Below are 13650 nucleotides of genomic sequence, written 5' to 3'. Positions count from 1 at the left end.
GCGAGGTCGCTATGTTAACGTCTGCATTACTTGTCGCGTTGGTGATGTATATCGCCAAGTTCGCCGACCATACCCTGGGCCAACCGTTAATCGAACGACCGCTGATCTGCGGCGCGATGGTCGGTTTGGTGTTGGGTGATGTCCAGCTGGGCATTATTATCGGCGCCACGCTGGAGCTGATTTTCCTTGGCACCATCACCATCGGCGGCTCCGTTCCCGCAGATCTGGCGGTGGGTTCGGTGCTGGCTACCGCGTTTACCATCCTGACAAAAGCGGAACCCGCCGTCGCGGTGGCGCTGGCGCTGCCCATCAGCCTGCTGGCGGTGTTTGTCTACCAGGTGCTGAAGCTGGTTTATACCGCCCTGGTCGAGAAATATGACGCATTGCTTGAAGAGGGGCGCGACCGCGCCGCGCTCGGCATCACGTTCGGTATGACGATGTTTTACGGCGTGCCGTTCGCGGTGTTGGCGTTCTTCGGTATTTTGTTCGGCACCGATGTTATCCGCAGCCTGGTCGAAAGCATCCCGGATACCGTCATGCGCGGAATGACGGCCGTCGGAGGTATTCTGCCAGCGCTGGGCTTCGCCATTCTGCTCAAGGCGCTATGGAACCGGAACATCGCAGCGTTCTTCTTTATTGGCTTTGCCATGGCGGCCTATCTGCAGTTGCCGATCATGGGCATTGCAATTATTGCCGCGTCCGTTGCCGTTTATCTGTGCTTTAACGAGTTCAACCAGCTTAAAGCGAACAAACAAGCGGCGACCGCCGCGACCCCGTCAGTTGACGATAAGGATGGGTTCTTCAATGACTGATATCCATAACAACGCAGTGAGCGCGTACAACGACAGCAAGAGTGAGAAAAAGATGTTCCGCCAGCTGTTCTTCCGTCAGTTCCAATTACTGGGTTCGATGAACTTCACCCGCATGGAAGGATTGAGCTACGGCTGGGCCATCGCGCCGATGCTGAAAAAAATCTATGCTGGCGACCCGCATCGCTATACCGAGTCGCTCAAACGTAACAGCCAGTTCTTCAATACCAACCAGCATTTAGCGCCGTTTATTATGGGCCTGACGCTGTCGATGGAAAAAGAGAACGCAGCCAATCCGAACTTTGATACTTCCAGTATTAACGGCATCAAAGTGGCCTTAATGGGACCGTTCGCTGGAGTCGGGGATTCATTCTTCTACGGCGTGCTGCGCATTATCGCTACCGGGATCGCCATTGGTCTGGCGTCGCAGGGTAACCCGCTGGGGCCGCTGCTGTTCCTGCTGATTTACAATATTCCCAGCTATCTGCTGCGCTATTACGGCGGGGTAATGGGCTACCGTCTGGGATCAAAATACATTGCCGAAGCAACGCAGTCTGGGCTGCTGAGCTGCATAACGAAAGCCTCGGCGATGATGGGCTTGATGATGGTGGGGGCAATGAGCGCCAGCATGGTGAAGTTTACTACCACCTTCAAAACAACCATCGCCGGACAGCCCTTTGTGCTGCAGGAGATCCTCGACAAAATTTGCGTCGGGCTGATTCCTCTGCTTTTAGTTCTGGGCTGCCTGAAGCTGCTGAATAAAAAGGTTAGCCCAAATAAGGTATTAATTATGCTAATTGTCTTTGGCTTTGCGGCGGCTGGCGTTGGGGTAATTTAATTTGCCATCAAGCTCCCTGTAATAAAGGGATTGAACAGGTAGCCCGGACAGAACCACGCTGCTGGTTATTTCCCGGAGGCGGCACGTTGCGCCTGTCCGGGCTACAAAAGCCCTATAAATGGTTAATATTTAAATAGAAAAACCGTCAGTATCGAATAACAACCAGAAATATCACAATCAATATATTTATTTAAGGATTTTATATTCTGACGCAGTAATTGTATTTATTCGCAAAATAATGGCACTCAATAAATCCTACAGGAATAAAAATGAAAATATTACGCACGCTGTTGATAGGCATACCGCTGTCCTGCTTTACGCTAAATGTATTTGCCGCAGCCACCTGGGTTGATAATCGCTACGCACACACCACGGCCTCTGAGAAAAATCAGTACAAAATAGGTCTGGGCCATATATTTGATAACGGCGCAGGAGTACTGGCTTCTGCTATGTACGATCTCGGGCAAGACTTTAATCAAATGAAAAGTTCTTTTCAGGAGTTTGAAGGTTGGTACCCCATTCCGCTTAATGAAAAATGGACGCTGACGCCAGGGGGATTAACCGATATTGATAGTAATGGGACGAAGCTGGCTCCTTATATCAGCCTCGATTATAAAATCAGTAAAACATTAAGTTTTAGCAGCCGCTATCGCTATAACCATATGACCCATAAAGAGCGCGATTATAATGGCGAGATGGATTATAACGACAGCCATCAGTTCGACCTGTTCCTGAATTACCAGGCGACAGAGAAACTGTGGCTCCAGCTCAACCCGGAATTTTTCGTTAACACCAACGACTTCAATGCTTCTAACGGGCAGAAAACCCACTGGGAACCGAGCATCGTGGCACGCTACCGTGTTGATAAGCACTGGCTTCCTTATGCGGAAGTCGCCTGGCTGGATCAGGACCAGAATCATGACGATCAGGTAAGATTCCGCCTCGGAATTCGCTATTACTTCGATTAAATGCAACCAGGACACAAGCTATTGTGCCCGCATTTCTGCCGGGCGGCGGCTAACGCCTTGCCCGGCTTCAGGCACAAAAAAAGCGCCCTGAGGCGCTCTTTCGACAGTAGCTTTAAGCTTATTTGTTCAGTTCCGCTGTCATGTGCACGCGGTTACCAGTAAATGCTTCGGTAATTTTGTAAGACGACGCGCCAGCAGCCTGGGCCTGAGCGGCGATTTGCGCTTCTGCGCCGTCGATAGTCATAGCGGTAGCGGTCACGGTTTCAGCAGCGAAGGAACCAAAAGAAGCGGCCAGAGCGATAACTGCGACAAAAGTTTTGATGCCTTTCATGATATAAACCCTTTACGTTAGTTGTTTAGATAAGGCGTTGTGCCTTGATGTGATAGATAATAGCCCTCACATCAGCAAACAAAAAGCGGAAGGATTTGTTGTCATCATTCAAAAAATTTGACTTAAATTTAACCCGCAATTAACCGCTGTGGATGCGTATAGATAGTCGCCCTGCCCGGCTTACAGAAACCCACCAGCGTCAGGTTGCAGCGCTCGGCAACTTCTACTGCCAGCATCGTAGCGGCAGAAACCGCAAACAGGATTTCCACTCCGCACATGGCCGCCTTCTGCACCATTTCATAGCTGGCGCGGCTGGAGACTAACGCGGCGCCATTGTGCCAGGCATCCCCCAGTTCCGCACGGCGTCCGAGGAGTTTATCCAGCGCCACGTGACGACCCACGTCTTCATAGCCGCCCAAGAGATCGCCGGAAGGACGAACCCAGGCCGCGGCATGCGTACAGCCGGTCAGGCGACCTATCGGCTGGAAATCGTTCAGATGCGCCAGCGCGCGATCGAGATTCGCCAGGTCGAACGTTTGGGTAAACGGCAGCGGCTGCACCGGCTTACCGATATCGTTGAGCTGCTCAACGCCGCATACGCCACAGCCAGTGCGCCCGGCCAGCGCGCGACGGCGCTCTTTCAATCCCATAAAACGGCGGCTGGACAGCTCAATTTGTACTTCCAGGCCATTGCAAGCCTGTACGACATCCATCGCATAAATTTCACGTCGATTTTCTATAATCCCTTCGGATAAGGAAAATCCCACGGCGAATTGCTGCAGCTCCTTCGGCGTCGCCATCATCACGACGTGCGAGATACCGTTATAAACCAGAGCGACAGGTACTTCTTCAGCTAACTCGTCTGGATGAGGATGTTGCAGATCTTCGCGTTTCCAGAGCATCACCTGACGATAACCTGTGATATTTGTCACATTTTTGACTTGTTCGAGAGGGTTCTTATTCACTTTGTCTTAACCGTATTGGAACAGGCATACACACAATGTGGTATTCTGTTTATATCCCTCCAGGAACGAGGGAAATTAACCTAATTCTGAACCTTTGCGGCCCTTACCGCAAAGCAAATAACTATATGTGACAATGTCGAAACAAGGAGCGAACCATGCAGGTCAGCAGAAGGCAGTTCTTTAAGATCTGCGCTGGCGGTATGGCAGGAACCACGGCGGCTGCGCTGGGCTTTGCGCCCGGTTTAGCGCTCGCGGAAACACGGCAGTACAAGTTGCTGCGTACCCGCGAAACCCGTAACACCTGCACTTACTGTTCCGTCGGCTGCGGGCTGTTAATGTACAGTCTCGGCGACGGCGCAAAAAACGCCAAAGCGTCTATCTTCCATATCGAAGGTGACTCGGACCACCCAGTCAACCGTGGTGCGCTCTGTCCGAAAGGGGCCGGTCTGGTGGACTTTATCCACTCTGAAAGCCGCCTGAAATTCCCGGAATATCGCGCGCCAGGCTCAGATAAATGGCAGCAAATCAGCTGGGATGATGCGTTCGATCGCATCGCTAAGCTGATGAAAGAAGACCGCGATGCCAACTATGTTGCACAAAACGCCGAAGGCGTCACCGTAAACCGCTGGCTTTCCACCGGGATGCTGTGCGCTTCCGCTTCAAGTAATGAAACCGGCTATTTAACCCAGAAATTCTCCCGCGCGCTCGGTATGCTCGCGGTCGACAACCAGGCGCGTGTCTGACACGGACCAACGGTAGCAAGTCTTGCTCCAACATTTGGTCGCGGTGCGATGACCAACCACTGGGTCGACATCAAGAACGCCAACCTTATCGTGGTGATGGGCGGTAACGCCGCTGAAGCACACCCGGTAGGATTCCGCTGGGCGATGGAAGCCAAAATTCACAACGGCGCCAAGCTGATTGTGATCGATCCGCGCTTTACGCGTACCGCGTCGGTGGCTGATTTCTATACCCCTATTCGTTCCGGTACTGACATTACCTTCTTGTCAGGCGTCATCCTGTACCTGTTGAACAATGAAAAAATCAACCGTGAATATACCGAAGCCTATACCAACGCCAGCCTGATCGTGCGTGAGGATTATAGCTTTGAAGACGGTCTGTTCAGCGGCTACGACGCCGAAGCCCGCAAGTACGATAAAACATCCTGGAACTATGAGCTGGATGAAAACGGCTTTGCCAAACGCGATACCACGCTGCAACACCCGCGCTGCGTCTGGAACCTGCTGAAGCAGCACGTTTCCCGCTATACGCCGGACGTTGTCGAAAATATCTGTGGGACGCCGAAAGCCGACTTCCTGAAAGTCTGCGAGTACATCGCGGAAACCAGCGCCCATGATAAAACCGCGTCGTTCCTCTACGCGCTTGGCTGGACACAGCACTCCATTGGTTCGCAGAACATCCGCACCATGGCGATGATCCAGCTACTGCTCGGTAATATGGGGATGGCGGGTGGCGGCGTGAACGCCCTGCGCGGTCACTCCAACATCCAGGGGCTGACCGACCTCGGCTTGCTGTCACAAAGCCTGCCAGGCTATCTGACGCTGCCGAACGAAAAACAGGCTGACCTGCAAACTTATCTGACCGCCAACACGCCAAAACCGCTGTTGAAGGATCAGGTCAACTACTGGGGCAACTACCCGAAATTCTTCGTCTCGTTGATGAAGTCCTTCTATGGCGATAAGGCAACAGCGGAAAACAGCTGGGGCTTTGACTGGCTGCCTAAGTGGGACAAAGGGTACGACGTTCTTCAGTACTTCGAGATGATGAAAGAGGGCAAAGTCAATGGCTACATCTGCCAGGGCTTCAACCCCGTCGCCTCATTCCCGAACAAAAACAAGACGATTGCTTCACTGTCCAAACTGAAGTATCTGGTGACCATCGATCCGCTCAATACCGAGACCTCCACCTTCTGGCAAAACCACGGTGAGTCGAATGATGTTGATCCGTCGAAAATCCAGACCGAAGTGTTCCGCCTGCCATCCACCTGCTTTGCCGAAGAGAACGGCTCAATCGTTAACTCCGGGCGCTGGCTGCAGTGGCACTGGAAGGGCGCGGATGCCCCAGGGATTGCCGTAACCGATGGCGAGATCCTGGCAGGTATCTTCCTGCGTCTGCGCAAGATGTATGCCGAACAAAGCGGTGCCAACCCGGAACAGGTGCTGAACATGACCTGGAACTACTCCACACCACATGAACCCGCTTCGGAAGAAGTGGCAATGGAGAATAACGGGAAGGCGCTGGCGGATATTACCGACCCGGCTACCGGCGCGGTTATCGTCAAGAAAGGCCAGCAGCTCAGTTCGTTTGCACAGCTACGTGATGACGGCACCACCGCCAGCGGCTGTTGGATTTTCGCCGGTAGCTGGACGCCGGAAGGCAACCAGATGGCACGACGCGATAACGCCGACCCGTCAGGTCTCGGTAATACGCTTGGCTGGGCATGGGCGTGGCCGCTTAACCGTCGCATCCTCTACAACCGTGCTTCTGCTGACCCACAGGGTAATCCGTGGGATCCGAAACGCCAGATCCTGAAATGGGACGGCGCGAAGTGGGGTGGGATGGATATTCCGGACTACAGCGCCGCGGCGCCGGGCAGCGATGTCGGGCCGTTTATCATGCAGCCGGAAGGGATGGGACGTCTGTTTGCCCTCGATAAGATGGCGGAAGGCCCGTTCCCGGAACACTACGAGCCGTTTGAAACGCCGTTAGGCACCAACCCGCTGCACCCGAACGTAATCTCTAACCCAGCCGCCCGCATCTTTAAGGGCGACAAAGAGGCTCTGGGTAAAGCAGATAAGTTCCCGTACGTCGGAACCACCTACCGCCTGACCGAGCACTTCCACTACTGGACCAAGCACGCGCTGCTTAACGCCATCGCGCAACCGGAACAGTTTGTGGAGATCGGCGAGAAGCTTGCAAATAAGCTCGGTATTGCTCACGGCGATACCGTTAAGGTCTCCTCTAACCGCGGTTTTATCAAAGCCAAAGCGGTGGTGACCAAGCGTATTCGCACGCTGAAAGCAGACGGTAAGGATATCGATACCATCGGTATTCCGATCCACTGGGGCTACGAAGGCGTGGCGAAGAAAGGGTTTATTGCTAATACCCTGACACCGTCCGTCGGCGATGCGAACTCACAGACACCGGAATTTAAATCCTTCCTCGTGAATGTGGAAAAGGTGTAACGGAGACGACTTATGGCTTATCAATCGCAAGATATTATTCGTCGTTCCGCCACTAACGGTTTCACTCCCGCACCCCAGGCGCGGAATCATCAGGAAGAGGTGGCGAAGCTTATCGACGTCACCACCTGCATCGGCTGTAAAGCCTGTCAGGTGGCCTGTTCCGAGTGGAACGATATCCGCGACGAAATCGGTAGCAACGTCGGGGTGTACGACAACCCCGCCGACCTGACCGCCAAATCCTGGACGGTGATGCGCTTCTCGGAAGTGGAGCAAAACGACAAACTGGAATGGCTGATCCGCAAGGATGGCTGTATGCACTGCGCCGATCCGGGCTGCCTGAAGGCGTGTCCGGCGGAAGGGGCAATCATTCAGTACGCCAACGGTATCGTCGACTTCCAGTCTGAGCAGTGCATTGGCTGCGGCTACTGTATCGCCGGCTGTCCGTTCAACGTGCCGCGCCTGAACCCGGAAGATAACCGCGTTTACAAATGTACGCTGTGCGTTGACCGCGTAACCGTAGGCCAGGAACCGGCCTGCGTGAAAACCTGCCCGACCGGCGCTATCCACTTTGGCTCCAAAGAGGATATGAAGGTACTGGCAGGCGAGCGCGTGGCGGAGCTGAAAACCCGTGGTTACGACAACGCAGGGCTGTACAATCCAGCCGGGGTTGGCGGCACGCACGTGATGTACGTGCTGCATCACGCCGACAAGCCGAATCTGTACCACGGCCTGCCGGAGAACCCGGAAATCAGCGCCACCGTGAAGTTCTGGAAAGGTATCTGGAAACCGCTGGCCGCCGTTGGTTTTGCGGCCACCTTTGCCGCCAGCATCTTCCACTACGTCGGTGTCGGTCCGAACCGTGCGGAAGAGGAAGAGGATAATCTGGATGAAGAGAAAGACGAGGTGCGCAAATGAAAAGACGTGACACCATCGTGCGCTACACGGCGCCGGAGCGAATCAACCACTGGGTCACCGCCTTCTGCTTCATTCTGGCGGCGGTAAGCGGGCTGGGGTTCTTTTTCCCATCCTTCAACTGGCTGATGCAAATCATGGGTACTCCGCAGCTGGCGCGTATTCTGCACCCGTTTGTCGGCGTTATCATGTTTGCTTCGTTCATCATTATGTTCTTCCGCTACTGGCACCATAACCTGATCAATCGTGACGATATTTTCTGGGCGAAGAATATTCGCAAGATCGTCGTCAACGAGGAGGTGGGGGATACCGGGCGCTATAACTTCGGCCAGAAATGCGTGTTCTGGGCGGCGATTATCTTCCTGGTATTGCTGCTGGTGAGCGGCGTCATCATCTGGCGTCCGTACTTTGCGCCAGCGTTCTCTATCCCGGTGATCCGCTTCGCGTTAATGCTGCACTCGTTTGCCGCCGTAGCGTTGATTGTGGTTATCATGGTGCATATTTACGCCGCTCTATGGGTGAAAGGCACCATTACCGCGATGGTGGAAGGCTGGGTCACGAAGACGTGGGCGAAGAAGCATCACCCGCGCTGGTACCGTGAAGTCCGCGAAAAGCAGGATAAGAGCCAGCCGTAAGCGGAAGTGCTTTGTGGTTTCAGATTGCTGACAAAGAGCGTTTTCCTGAGTTGCCCGGCGGCGCTTCGCTTGCACGGGCCTACGGAAAACTCATAGCCTGATGATATTATTGGTTTTGTAGGCCGGGTAAGGCGTTAGCCGCCACCCGGCAAAAATGCCAGCACTGTGTCTAAAACGAGTTTCTCATCAGTCTCAAATGGCGTCGTATATCGACGCCATTTTTTTAGCGGTTCTTGTTCAGTTTTGACAACTTTTTGACATCTTTATACAGATAACAGACCAACCGAGGTTCAGGTTCCATAAGAATGGATTCGATTCTTTTACAAGGAGACGTATCGTGAATATAAAGCACCTTTTCGCCGCTCTGACCCTCGGTTTGCTGGCAGCAAACGCGGGTGTATACGCCCAGCAACCTGACCAGAAAGTGGCCATCAAAGCTGAACTGGCTTCCCCTGTGGTCATGGAAAATACACAGGATAAAAACTACCTCAAAGTGTCCCTGACGGGGTTTCCTCTTAACGCCGCCAAACGCAGCCCGATTAACCTCGCGCTGGTGATCGACCGTTCCGGCTCAATGGGCGGCGAACGAATTAAACAAGCCACAGAAGCCGCAGTGATGGCGGTAAATACCCTGAGTTCCCAGGACACGCTCTCGGTGGTGATTTACGACGATGTAGTGGATGTCATCGTCCCCGCAGCTAAGCTCAGCAATAAAGAGAAGCTCATCAGCCAGATTCGCGAAAAACTGACCGCCCGCGGCGGTACTGCACTATTTGCGGGCGTGAGTCGCGGTATCAAAGAGACCAGCAAGTTTCTGGATAAAACCCAGGTTAACCGCATTATTTTGCTCTCCGATGGCCAGGCCAATATTGGTCCATCATCAACCAGCGAATTGGCAGAATTAGGCAAAATCGCCGCCCGTAAAGGGATTGCTATCACCACGATGGGCATTGGCGAAGGTTACAATGAAGACCTGATGGCGGCGATGGCACAGTACAGCGATGGCAACCACGTTTTTGTACAAAATACCCACGATCTGGAGAAAGCATTTGCCCATGAATTTGGCGATGTAATGTCGGTGGTCGCCCAGGATGTGGTGGTGGAAATCAAGGTCGCTGACAACGTTAAGCCGCTGCGATTACTGGGACGTGAAGGCGATATCCAGGGCAACTCAGTTAGCGTGAAGCTCAACCAGCTTTACGCCAACCAGGAGAAATATGTCATGCTGGAGCTGCTTCCGGTAAAAGGTAGCGCTGCGCAAAGCAAGCCGCTGGCGGATGTGAACGTCCGCTATGACAACCTTGCGACCCGCCAGAAAGAGCGCTGGGATGAGAAGATGACCATTCAATATACCGCGTCTGTCAGCGAAGTGAAAAAAGCAGTAGTGGAAGATGTGGTCGTCGATTCGGCGATTCAAAAATCGGCTATTCAAAACGAACAGGCCTTAAAGCTTATCGACGAAGGCAAAATGGATGAAGCAAAGGCAGCCCTGCGTGAAAGCACAAGTCTTATGGGTTCCCTGCAGCTCAGCGCACCAGCGCCAAGAATGAAGGCGCAAGAAAGTGGAGAAGAAAACCGCCAGTTGCTGCAAAAGCTGGAAACGGAAAGCAAAGAATCTTCTCGTAAATCATTGAAAGAACAGAACTACAGAACCAAGAATCAGAGTTCGAAAGCGAACTAATCCACGAGGAGTGCTGGATGCCCAGAAGCAAGCTGATTTATCTCATCGTCACGCTGATGTTTTTTATCCTGCTGGCTTACCTGGGCATTCGTACTCTGGAGCATGAAGTCTTGCTGCGCCAGTACCAGACGCAGACTCTTGCCAGGGCACAAACCGCCAGCGTGGCGGCGGGTATCGAAAATCTCCTGCAACAAAAAGCCTCGCGTCTGCATGCTATCAGCGATTTTATCGATCCCCATAATTTCGCTGCTCTCAAGACGCTAAAAGAACACGATGGCGACATTACCGCCGTGTTTACCCTGCGTAAAAACCAGCTGCTTTACCCCGATGAACGCCAGCCATTAAGTAATGAAGATAAAGAGTGGGTGCGCCAGCTAACGCCATTGGCTAACGACCCCAGCCAGCTTGTCAGTCATATTGCTCACAATGAGCAAGAAACGCCGCAGGCGGGATGGTTTATTACCAGTGAAAATCAGGAGCCGCTGTTGATTTACTGGCGACAAAAAGGCGATACGGTCATCGGCTTTCGTCTCTCATATGTGCAGCTGATGATGGATATTGCAAATAACGTTCAGGTTAGCCCTGAAGAGCAGCATATAGTTCGGGTAAGTGAAAGTGGGCGACAGATTTTTCAAAACAAACAGGCAGTTCTGAATCAGCTGACGCCGCTGGACTCGCGCACACTGGACTACCCGCTTACCCTGTGGCGAATCAGTGTTTATGGCGTTAAAACCCCGCTTTATCACATTTGGCTATGGGGTAGCGCGCTCATTCTGCTGCTGCTGACGGCTGTCGCTTTATTGGGCTATTCGCTGTGGCGGGAATACACTCGCGCCGCCCGCCAGGCGCGCCAGCAGGTAGATTTTGTCAGCCAGGTATCGCATGAACTTAAAACCCCGCTGACCAATATTACCCTCTATGCCGAGCTATTGCGTGAAGGGTTGGATGACGATCAAACGCAGGAGCTGCGCTACGTGGATGTCATCACTCAGGAGGGCCAGCGGCTATCCCGGCTTATCCAAAATATCCTGACGTTTACACGAGCGCCTAAACTACATCTGCAGAAGGTGAATATTTCACGCCTCATCGCAGAAATCGTCCACATATTTACGCCTGCACTTCAGGCAAAGGGGATGACGATTCATCTCTCCTGCCCTGAAGAGATCATATTGCAAAGCGATCGCGACGTGATCACGCAAATTATCAGCAACTTTATTAGTAATGCCGAAAAATATGCAGCGCAGGGTAAACGGGTCGATATCCTGGTGCAAACCACATCTGAACAGGTTGAGATCGCCGTTCGTGATTATGGTCCGGGCATTGCGGAGAAAGAAATGAAGATGATATTTCACCCGTTTTATCGGGTTAAATCATCCATTACCGAAGGCGTTTCAGGTACCGGTATTGGGCTGACCATCGCGTCACAGCTGGCCGAACGCCTGCAAGGAAAGATTCAGGTTACCGCCGAAAACCCCGGTGTGCGCTTTACGCTAACATTACCTCAAGGATGAAACATGAAGATACTGATTGCAGAAGATGACGCCAATATTCGCCAGGGGCTGGTTGATGCGCTGTCGCGTGAAGGTTACACGCTGCTTGCAGCCCCTGATGGCCGTGAAGCATTGGCTATTTACCATCGTGAAATGCCGGACTTCGTGCTGCTGGATATCATGATGCCCGAAATGGATGGTTATTCCGTTTGCCGTGAAATTCGCCGCCACAATGAACATATCCCCATTGTATTTCTCTCTGCTAAAGATGAGGAAATCGACCGCGTTGTGGGGCTGGAACTGGGCGCGGATGATTACATCAGCAAACCATTTGGCATTCACGAACTGCGGGCGCGAATCAAAACGATCGCCCGCCGCTGCTTAAGCCATAACGATGCGCAGCCCAATCTCAGCTTTTCCTTTGGGGATTTAGCGGTTTTTCCCAACGAACTGTGCGCATGGCGTGGCGAGCAACGATTAGAACTTTCTCTGCGCGAAGTGCGAATTTTAAGCTGTCTGGAACGCCACAAAAATCAGGTGGTGACTCGAGATATGCTGTTTGACGCTGCATGGGGCTACGATTACATGCCCAACAGCCGCACTCTTGATCAGCATATTTCCCGGTTACGCAAGGTGATTGAGCAGGATGCTAATCACCCTCAGCTAATCCGAACGGTGCATGGTCTGGGGTATAGATATCAGGTATCGTAACGCACACATTGCGATGTCTTAGGTATATCCCGTATGCCGATTGCGGTTATCATTAATGACATTCACCAGAGCGGGCGCGTGATGCCCGCCAAATCACAGAGCGGACGCGACCATAGCCGAATCTGCTGAAACCAGGAAGTGACTAAATGAGCATTCGTATCATCCCGCAAGATGAGCTGGAAAAGAGCGAGAAGCGCTCGACGGATATGATCCCACCGTTATTATTTCCCCGGCTCAAAAATCTGTATAACCACCGCGCCGAACGCCTGCGCGAACTGGCTGAAAATAACCCGCTGGGCGACTACCTGCGCTTCGCCGCGCTGATCGCCCACGCGCAGGAAGTAGTGCTGTACGACCATCCGTTACAGATGGATCTCACCGCGCGCATTAAAGAAGCAAACGACCAGGGCAAACCGCCGCTGGATATTCACGTGCTGCCGCGCGATAAGCACTGGCACAAGCTGCTGCATTCGCTGATTGCCGAGCTGAAGCCCGAAATGAGCGGCCCGGCGCTGGCAGTTATCGAGAATCTGGAAAAATCATCAGAGCAGGAGCTGGAGCTGATGGCAAGCGCGCTGTTTGCCTCTGATTTCGCATCAGTCAGCAGCGATAAAGCTCCGTTTATCTGGGCTGCGCTATCTCTCTACTGGGCGCAAATGGCCAGCCTGATCCCCGGTAAAGCCCGCGCGGAATACGGCGAACAGCGCCAGTTCTGCCCGGTGTGCGGTTCAATGCCGGTCTCCAGCATGGTGCAAATTGGTACTACCCAAGGTCTGCGCTATCTGCACTGCAATCTGTGCGAAACCGAGTGGCACGTCGTGCGCGTGAAATGCAGCAACTGCGAACAGACACGCGATCTGCATTACTGGTCGCTGGATAACGAGCAGTCAGCCATTAAAGCCGAGAGCTGCGGCGACTGCGGGACTTACCTGAAGATTTTGTATCAGGAAAAAGATCCGAAAGTGGAAGCCGTCGCCGACGACCTCGCCTCACTGGTGCTGGACGCGCGCATGGAACAAGAGGGCTTCGCCCGCAGTTCCATCAACCCGTTCCTGTTCCCTGGTGAAGGGGAGTAAAGCTGGCATTATGTCGGGTAGCATTTGC

General features: G+C 53.0%; 12 protein-coding genes. 10 read left to right on the top strand and 2 right to left on the bottom strand.

The features are described 5' to 3' along the window. Positions 1-11 precede the first annotated feature (11 nt). The 3 genes from HV127_RS07330 (at position 12) to HV127_RS07320 (ending at position 2615) form a co-directional block, all read left to right on the top strand. Positions 12-812, top strand: a complete 801-nt coding sequence (locus HV127_RS07330; RefSeq protein ID WP_182235469.1) for a PTS sugar transporter subunit IIC — start codon at positions 12-14, stop codon at positions 810-812. Continuing rightward, positions 805-1647: a PTS system mannose/fructose/sorbose family transporter subunit IID gene (locus HV127_RS07325; RefSeq protein WP_182235468.1), complete on the top strand. Its 843-nt coding sequence runs from the start codon at positions 805-807 to the stop codon at positions 1645-1647. The genes HV127_RS07330 and HV127_RS07325 overlap by 8 nt, the downstream gene beginning before the upstream one ends. Before the next feature lie 269 nt (positions 1648-1916). Beyond that, positions 1917-2615, top strand: coding sequence for an oligogalacturonate-specific porin KdgM family protein (locus HV127_RS07320; RefSeq protein ID WP_182235467.1), 699 nt, complete (start codon positions 1917-1919; stop codon positions 2613-2615). 118 nt (positions 2616-2733) lie between these two features. On the opposite strand, the gene HV127_RS07315 is transcribed toward HV127_RS07320, so the two are convergent. Continuing rightward, on the bottom strand, positions 2734-2946 hold the full coding sequence (locus HV127_RS07315; protein ID WP_182235466.1) for a YdgH/BhsA/McbA-like domain containing protein: 213 nt from the start codon (positions 2944-2946) through the stop codon (positions 2734-2736). Positions 2947-3074: 128 nt separating this feature from the next. Further along, the gene (fdhD, locus tag HV127_RS07310) at positions 3075-3911 is read right to left on the bottom strand and encodes a formate dehydrogenase accessory sulfurtransferase FdhD (RefSeq protein WP_182235465.1); all 837 of its coding nucleotides are present in this window, start codon (positions 3909-3911) and stop codon (positions 3075-3077) included. A 155-nt stretch (positions 3912-4066) separates the two neighbouring features. Here fdhD and fdnG point away from each other — a divergent pair, with 155 nt between their 5' ends. The 7 genes from fdnG to fdhE all read left to right on the top strand — a co-directional run bounded on the left by fdnG (position 4067) and on the right by fdhE (position 13622). Then, positions 4067-7117 (top strand): formate dehydrogenase-N subunit alpha, encoded by a 3051-nt coding sequence (gene fdnG / locus HV127_RS07305; RefSeq protein WP_182235464.1) that lies wholly within the window; start codon positions 4067-4069, stop codon positions 7115-7117. Positions 7118-7129: 12 nt separating this feature from the next. Further along, the gene (gene fdxH / locus HV127_RS07300) at positions 7130-8032 is read left to right on the top strand and encodes a formate dehydrogenase subunit beta (protein ID WP_182235463.1); all 903 of its coding nucleotides are present in this window, start codon (positions 7130-7132) and stop codon (positions 8030-8032) included. Further along, a complete protein-coding gene (gene fdoI / locus HV127_RS07295) occupies positions 8029-8664 on the top strand; it encodes a formate dehydrogenase cytochrome b556 subunit (RefSeq protein WP_110276095.1) in 636 nt (211 codons plus the stop codon). The genes fdxH and fdoI overlap by 4 nt, the downstream gene beginning before the upstream one ends. A 337-nt stretch (positions 8665-9001) precedes the next feature. Then, entirely contained in the window at positions 9002-10345 is a 1344-nt protein-coding gene (locus HV127_RS07290) for a VWA domain-containing protein (protein ID WP_182235462.1), read from the top strand. A 17-nt stretch (positions 10346-10362) separates the two neighbouring features. After that, positions 10363-11856: a HAMP domain-containing sensor histidine kinase gene (locus HV127_RS07285; RefSeq protein ID WP_182235461.1), complete on the top strand. Its 1494-nt coding sequence runs from the start codon at positions 10363-10365 to the stop codon at positions 11854-11856. A gap of 3 nt (positions 11857-11859) precedes the next feature. Continuing rightward, complete coding sequence (locus HV127_RS07280; RefSeq protein ID WP_182235460.1) at positions 11860-12546, top strand: response regulator transcription factor; 687 nt, start codon at positions 11860-11862, stop codon at positions 12544-12546. Positions 12547-12692: 146 nt separating this feature from the next. Then, complete coding sequence (gene fdhE, locus HV127_RS07275; protein WP_182235459.1) at positions 12693-13622, top strand: formate dehydrogenase accessory protein FdhE; 930 nt, start codon at positions 12693-12695, stop codon at positions 13620-13622. Positions 13623-13650 lie beyond the last annotated feature (28 nt).

Origin of the sequence: Klebsiella sp. RHBSTW-00215 (assembly GCF_014103785.1) — a bacterium.
Taxonomy (GTDB): domain Bacteria; phylum Pseudomonadota; class Gammaproteobacteria; order Enterobacterales; family Enterobacteriaceae; genus Klebsiella.
This window is presented reverse-complemented; position numbering and strand designations above follow the sequence as displayed.

Coding starts and splice junctions, on each gene's coding strand:
- fdoI (WP_110276095.1), top strand. CDS start 8,029: ATGAAAAGACGTGACACCATCGTGCGCTACACGGCGCCGGAGCGAATC.
- fdxH (WP_182235463.1), top strand. CDS start 7,130: ATGGCTTATCAATCGCAAGATATTATTCGTCGTTCCGCCACTAACGGT.
- HV127_RS07325 (WP_182235468.1), top strand. CDS start 805: ATGACTGATATCCATAACAACGCAGTGAGCGCGTACAACGACAGCAAG.
- HV127_RS07315 (WP_182235466.1), bottom strand. CDS start 2,946: ATGAAAGGCATCAAAACTTTTGTCGCAGTTATCGCTCTGGCCGCTTCT.
- HV127_RS07280 (WP_182235460.1), top strand. CDS start 11,860: ATGAAGATACTGATTGCAGAAGATGACGCCAATATTCGCCAGGGGCTG.
- fdhE (WP_182235459.1), top strand. CDS start 12,693: ATGAGCATTCGTATCATCCCGCAAGATGAGCTGGAAAAGAGCGAGAAG.
- HV127_RS07285 (WP_182235461.1), top strand. CDS start 10,363: ATGCCCAGAAGCAAGCTGATTTATCTCATCGTCACGCTGATGTTTTTT.
- HV127_RS07320 (WP_182235467.1), top strand. CDS start 1,917: ATGAAAATATTACGCACGCTGTTGATAGGCATACCGCTGTCCTGCTTT.
- HV127_RS07330 (WP_182235469.1), top strand. CDS start 12: ATGTTAACGTCTGCATTACTTGTCGCGTTGGTGATGTATATCGCCAAG.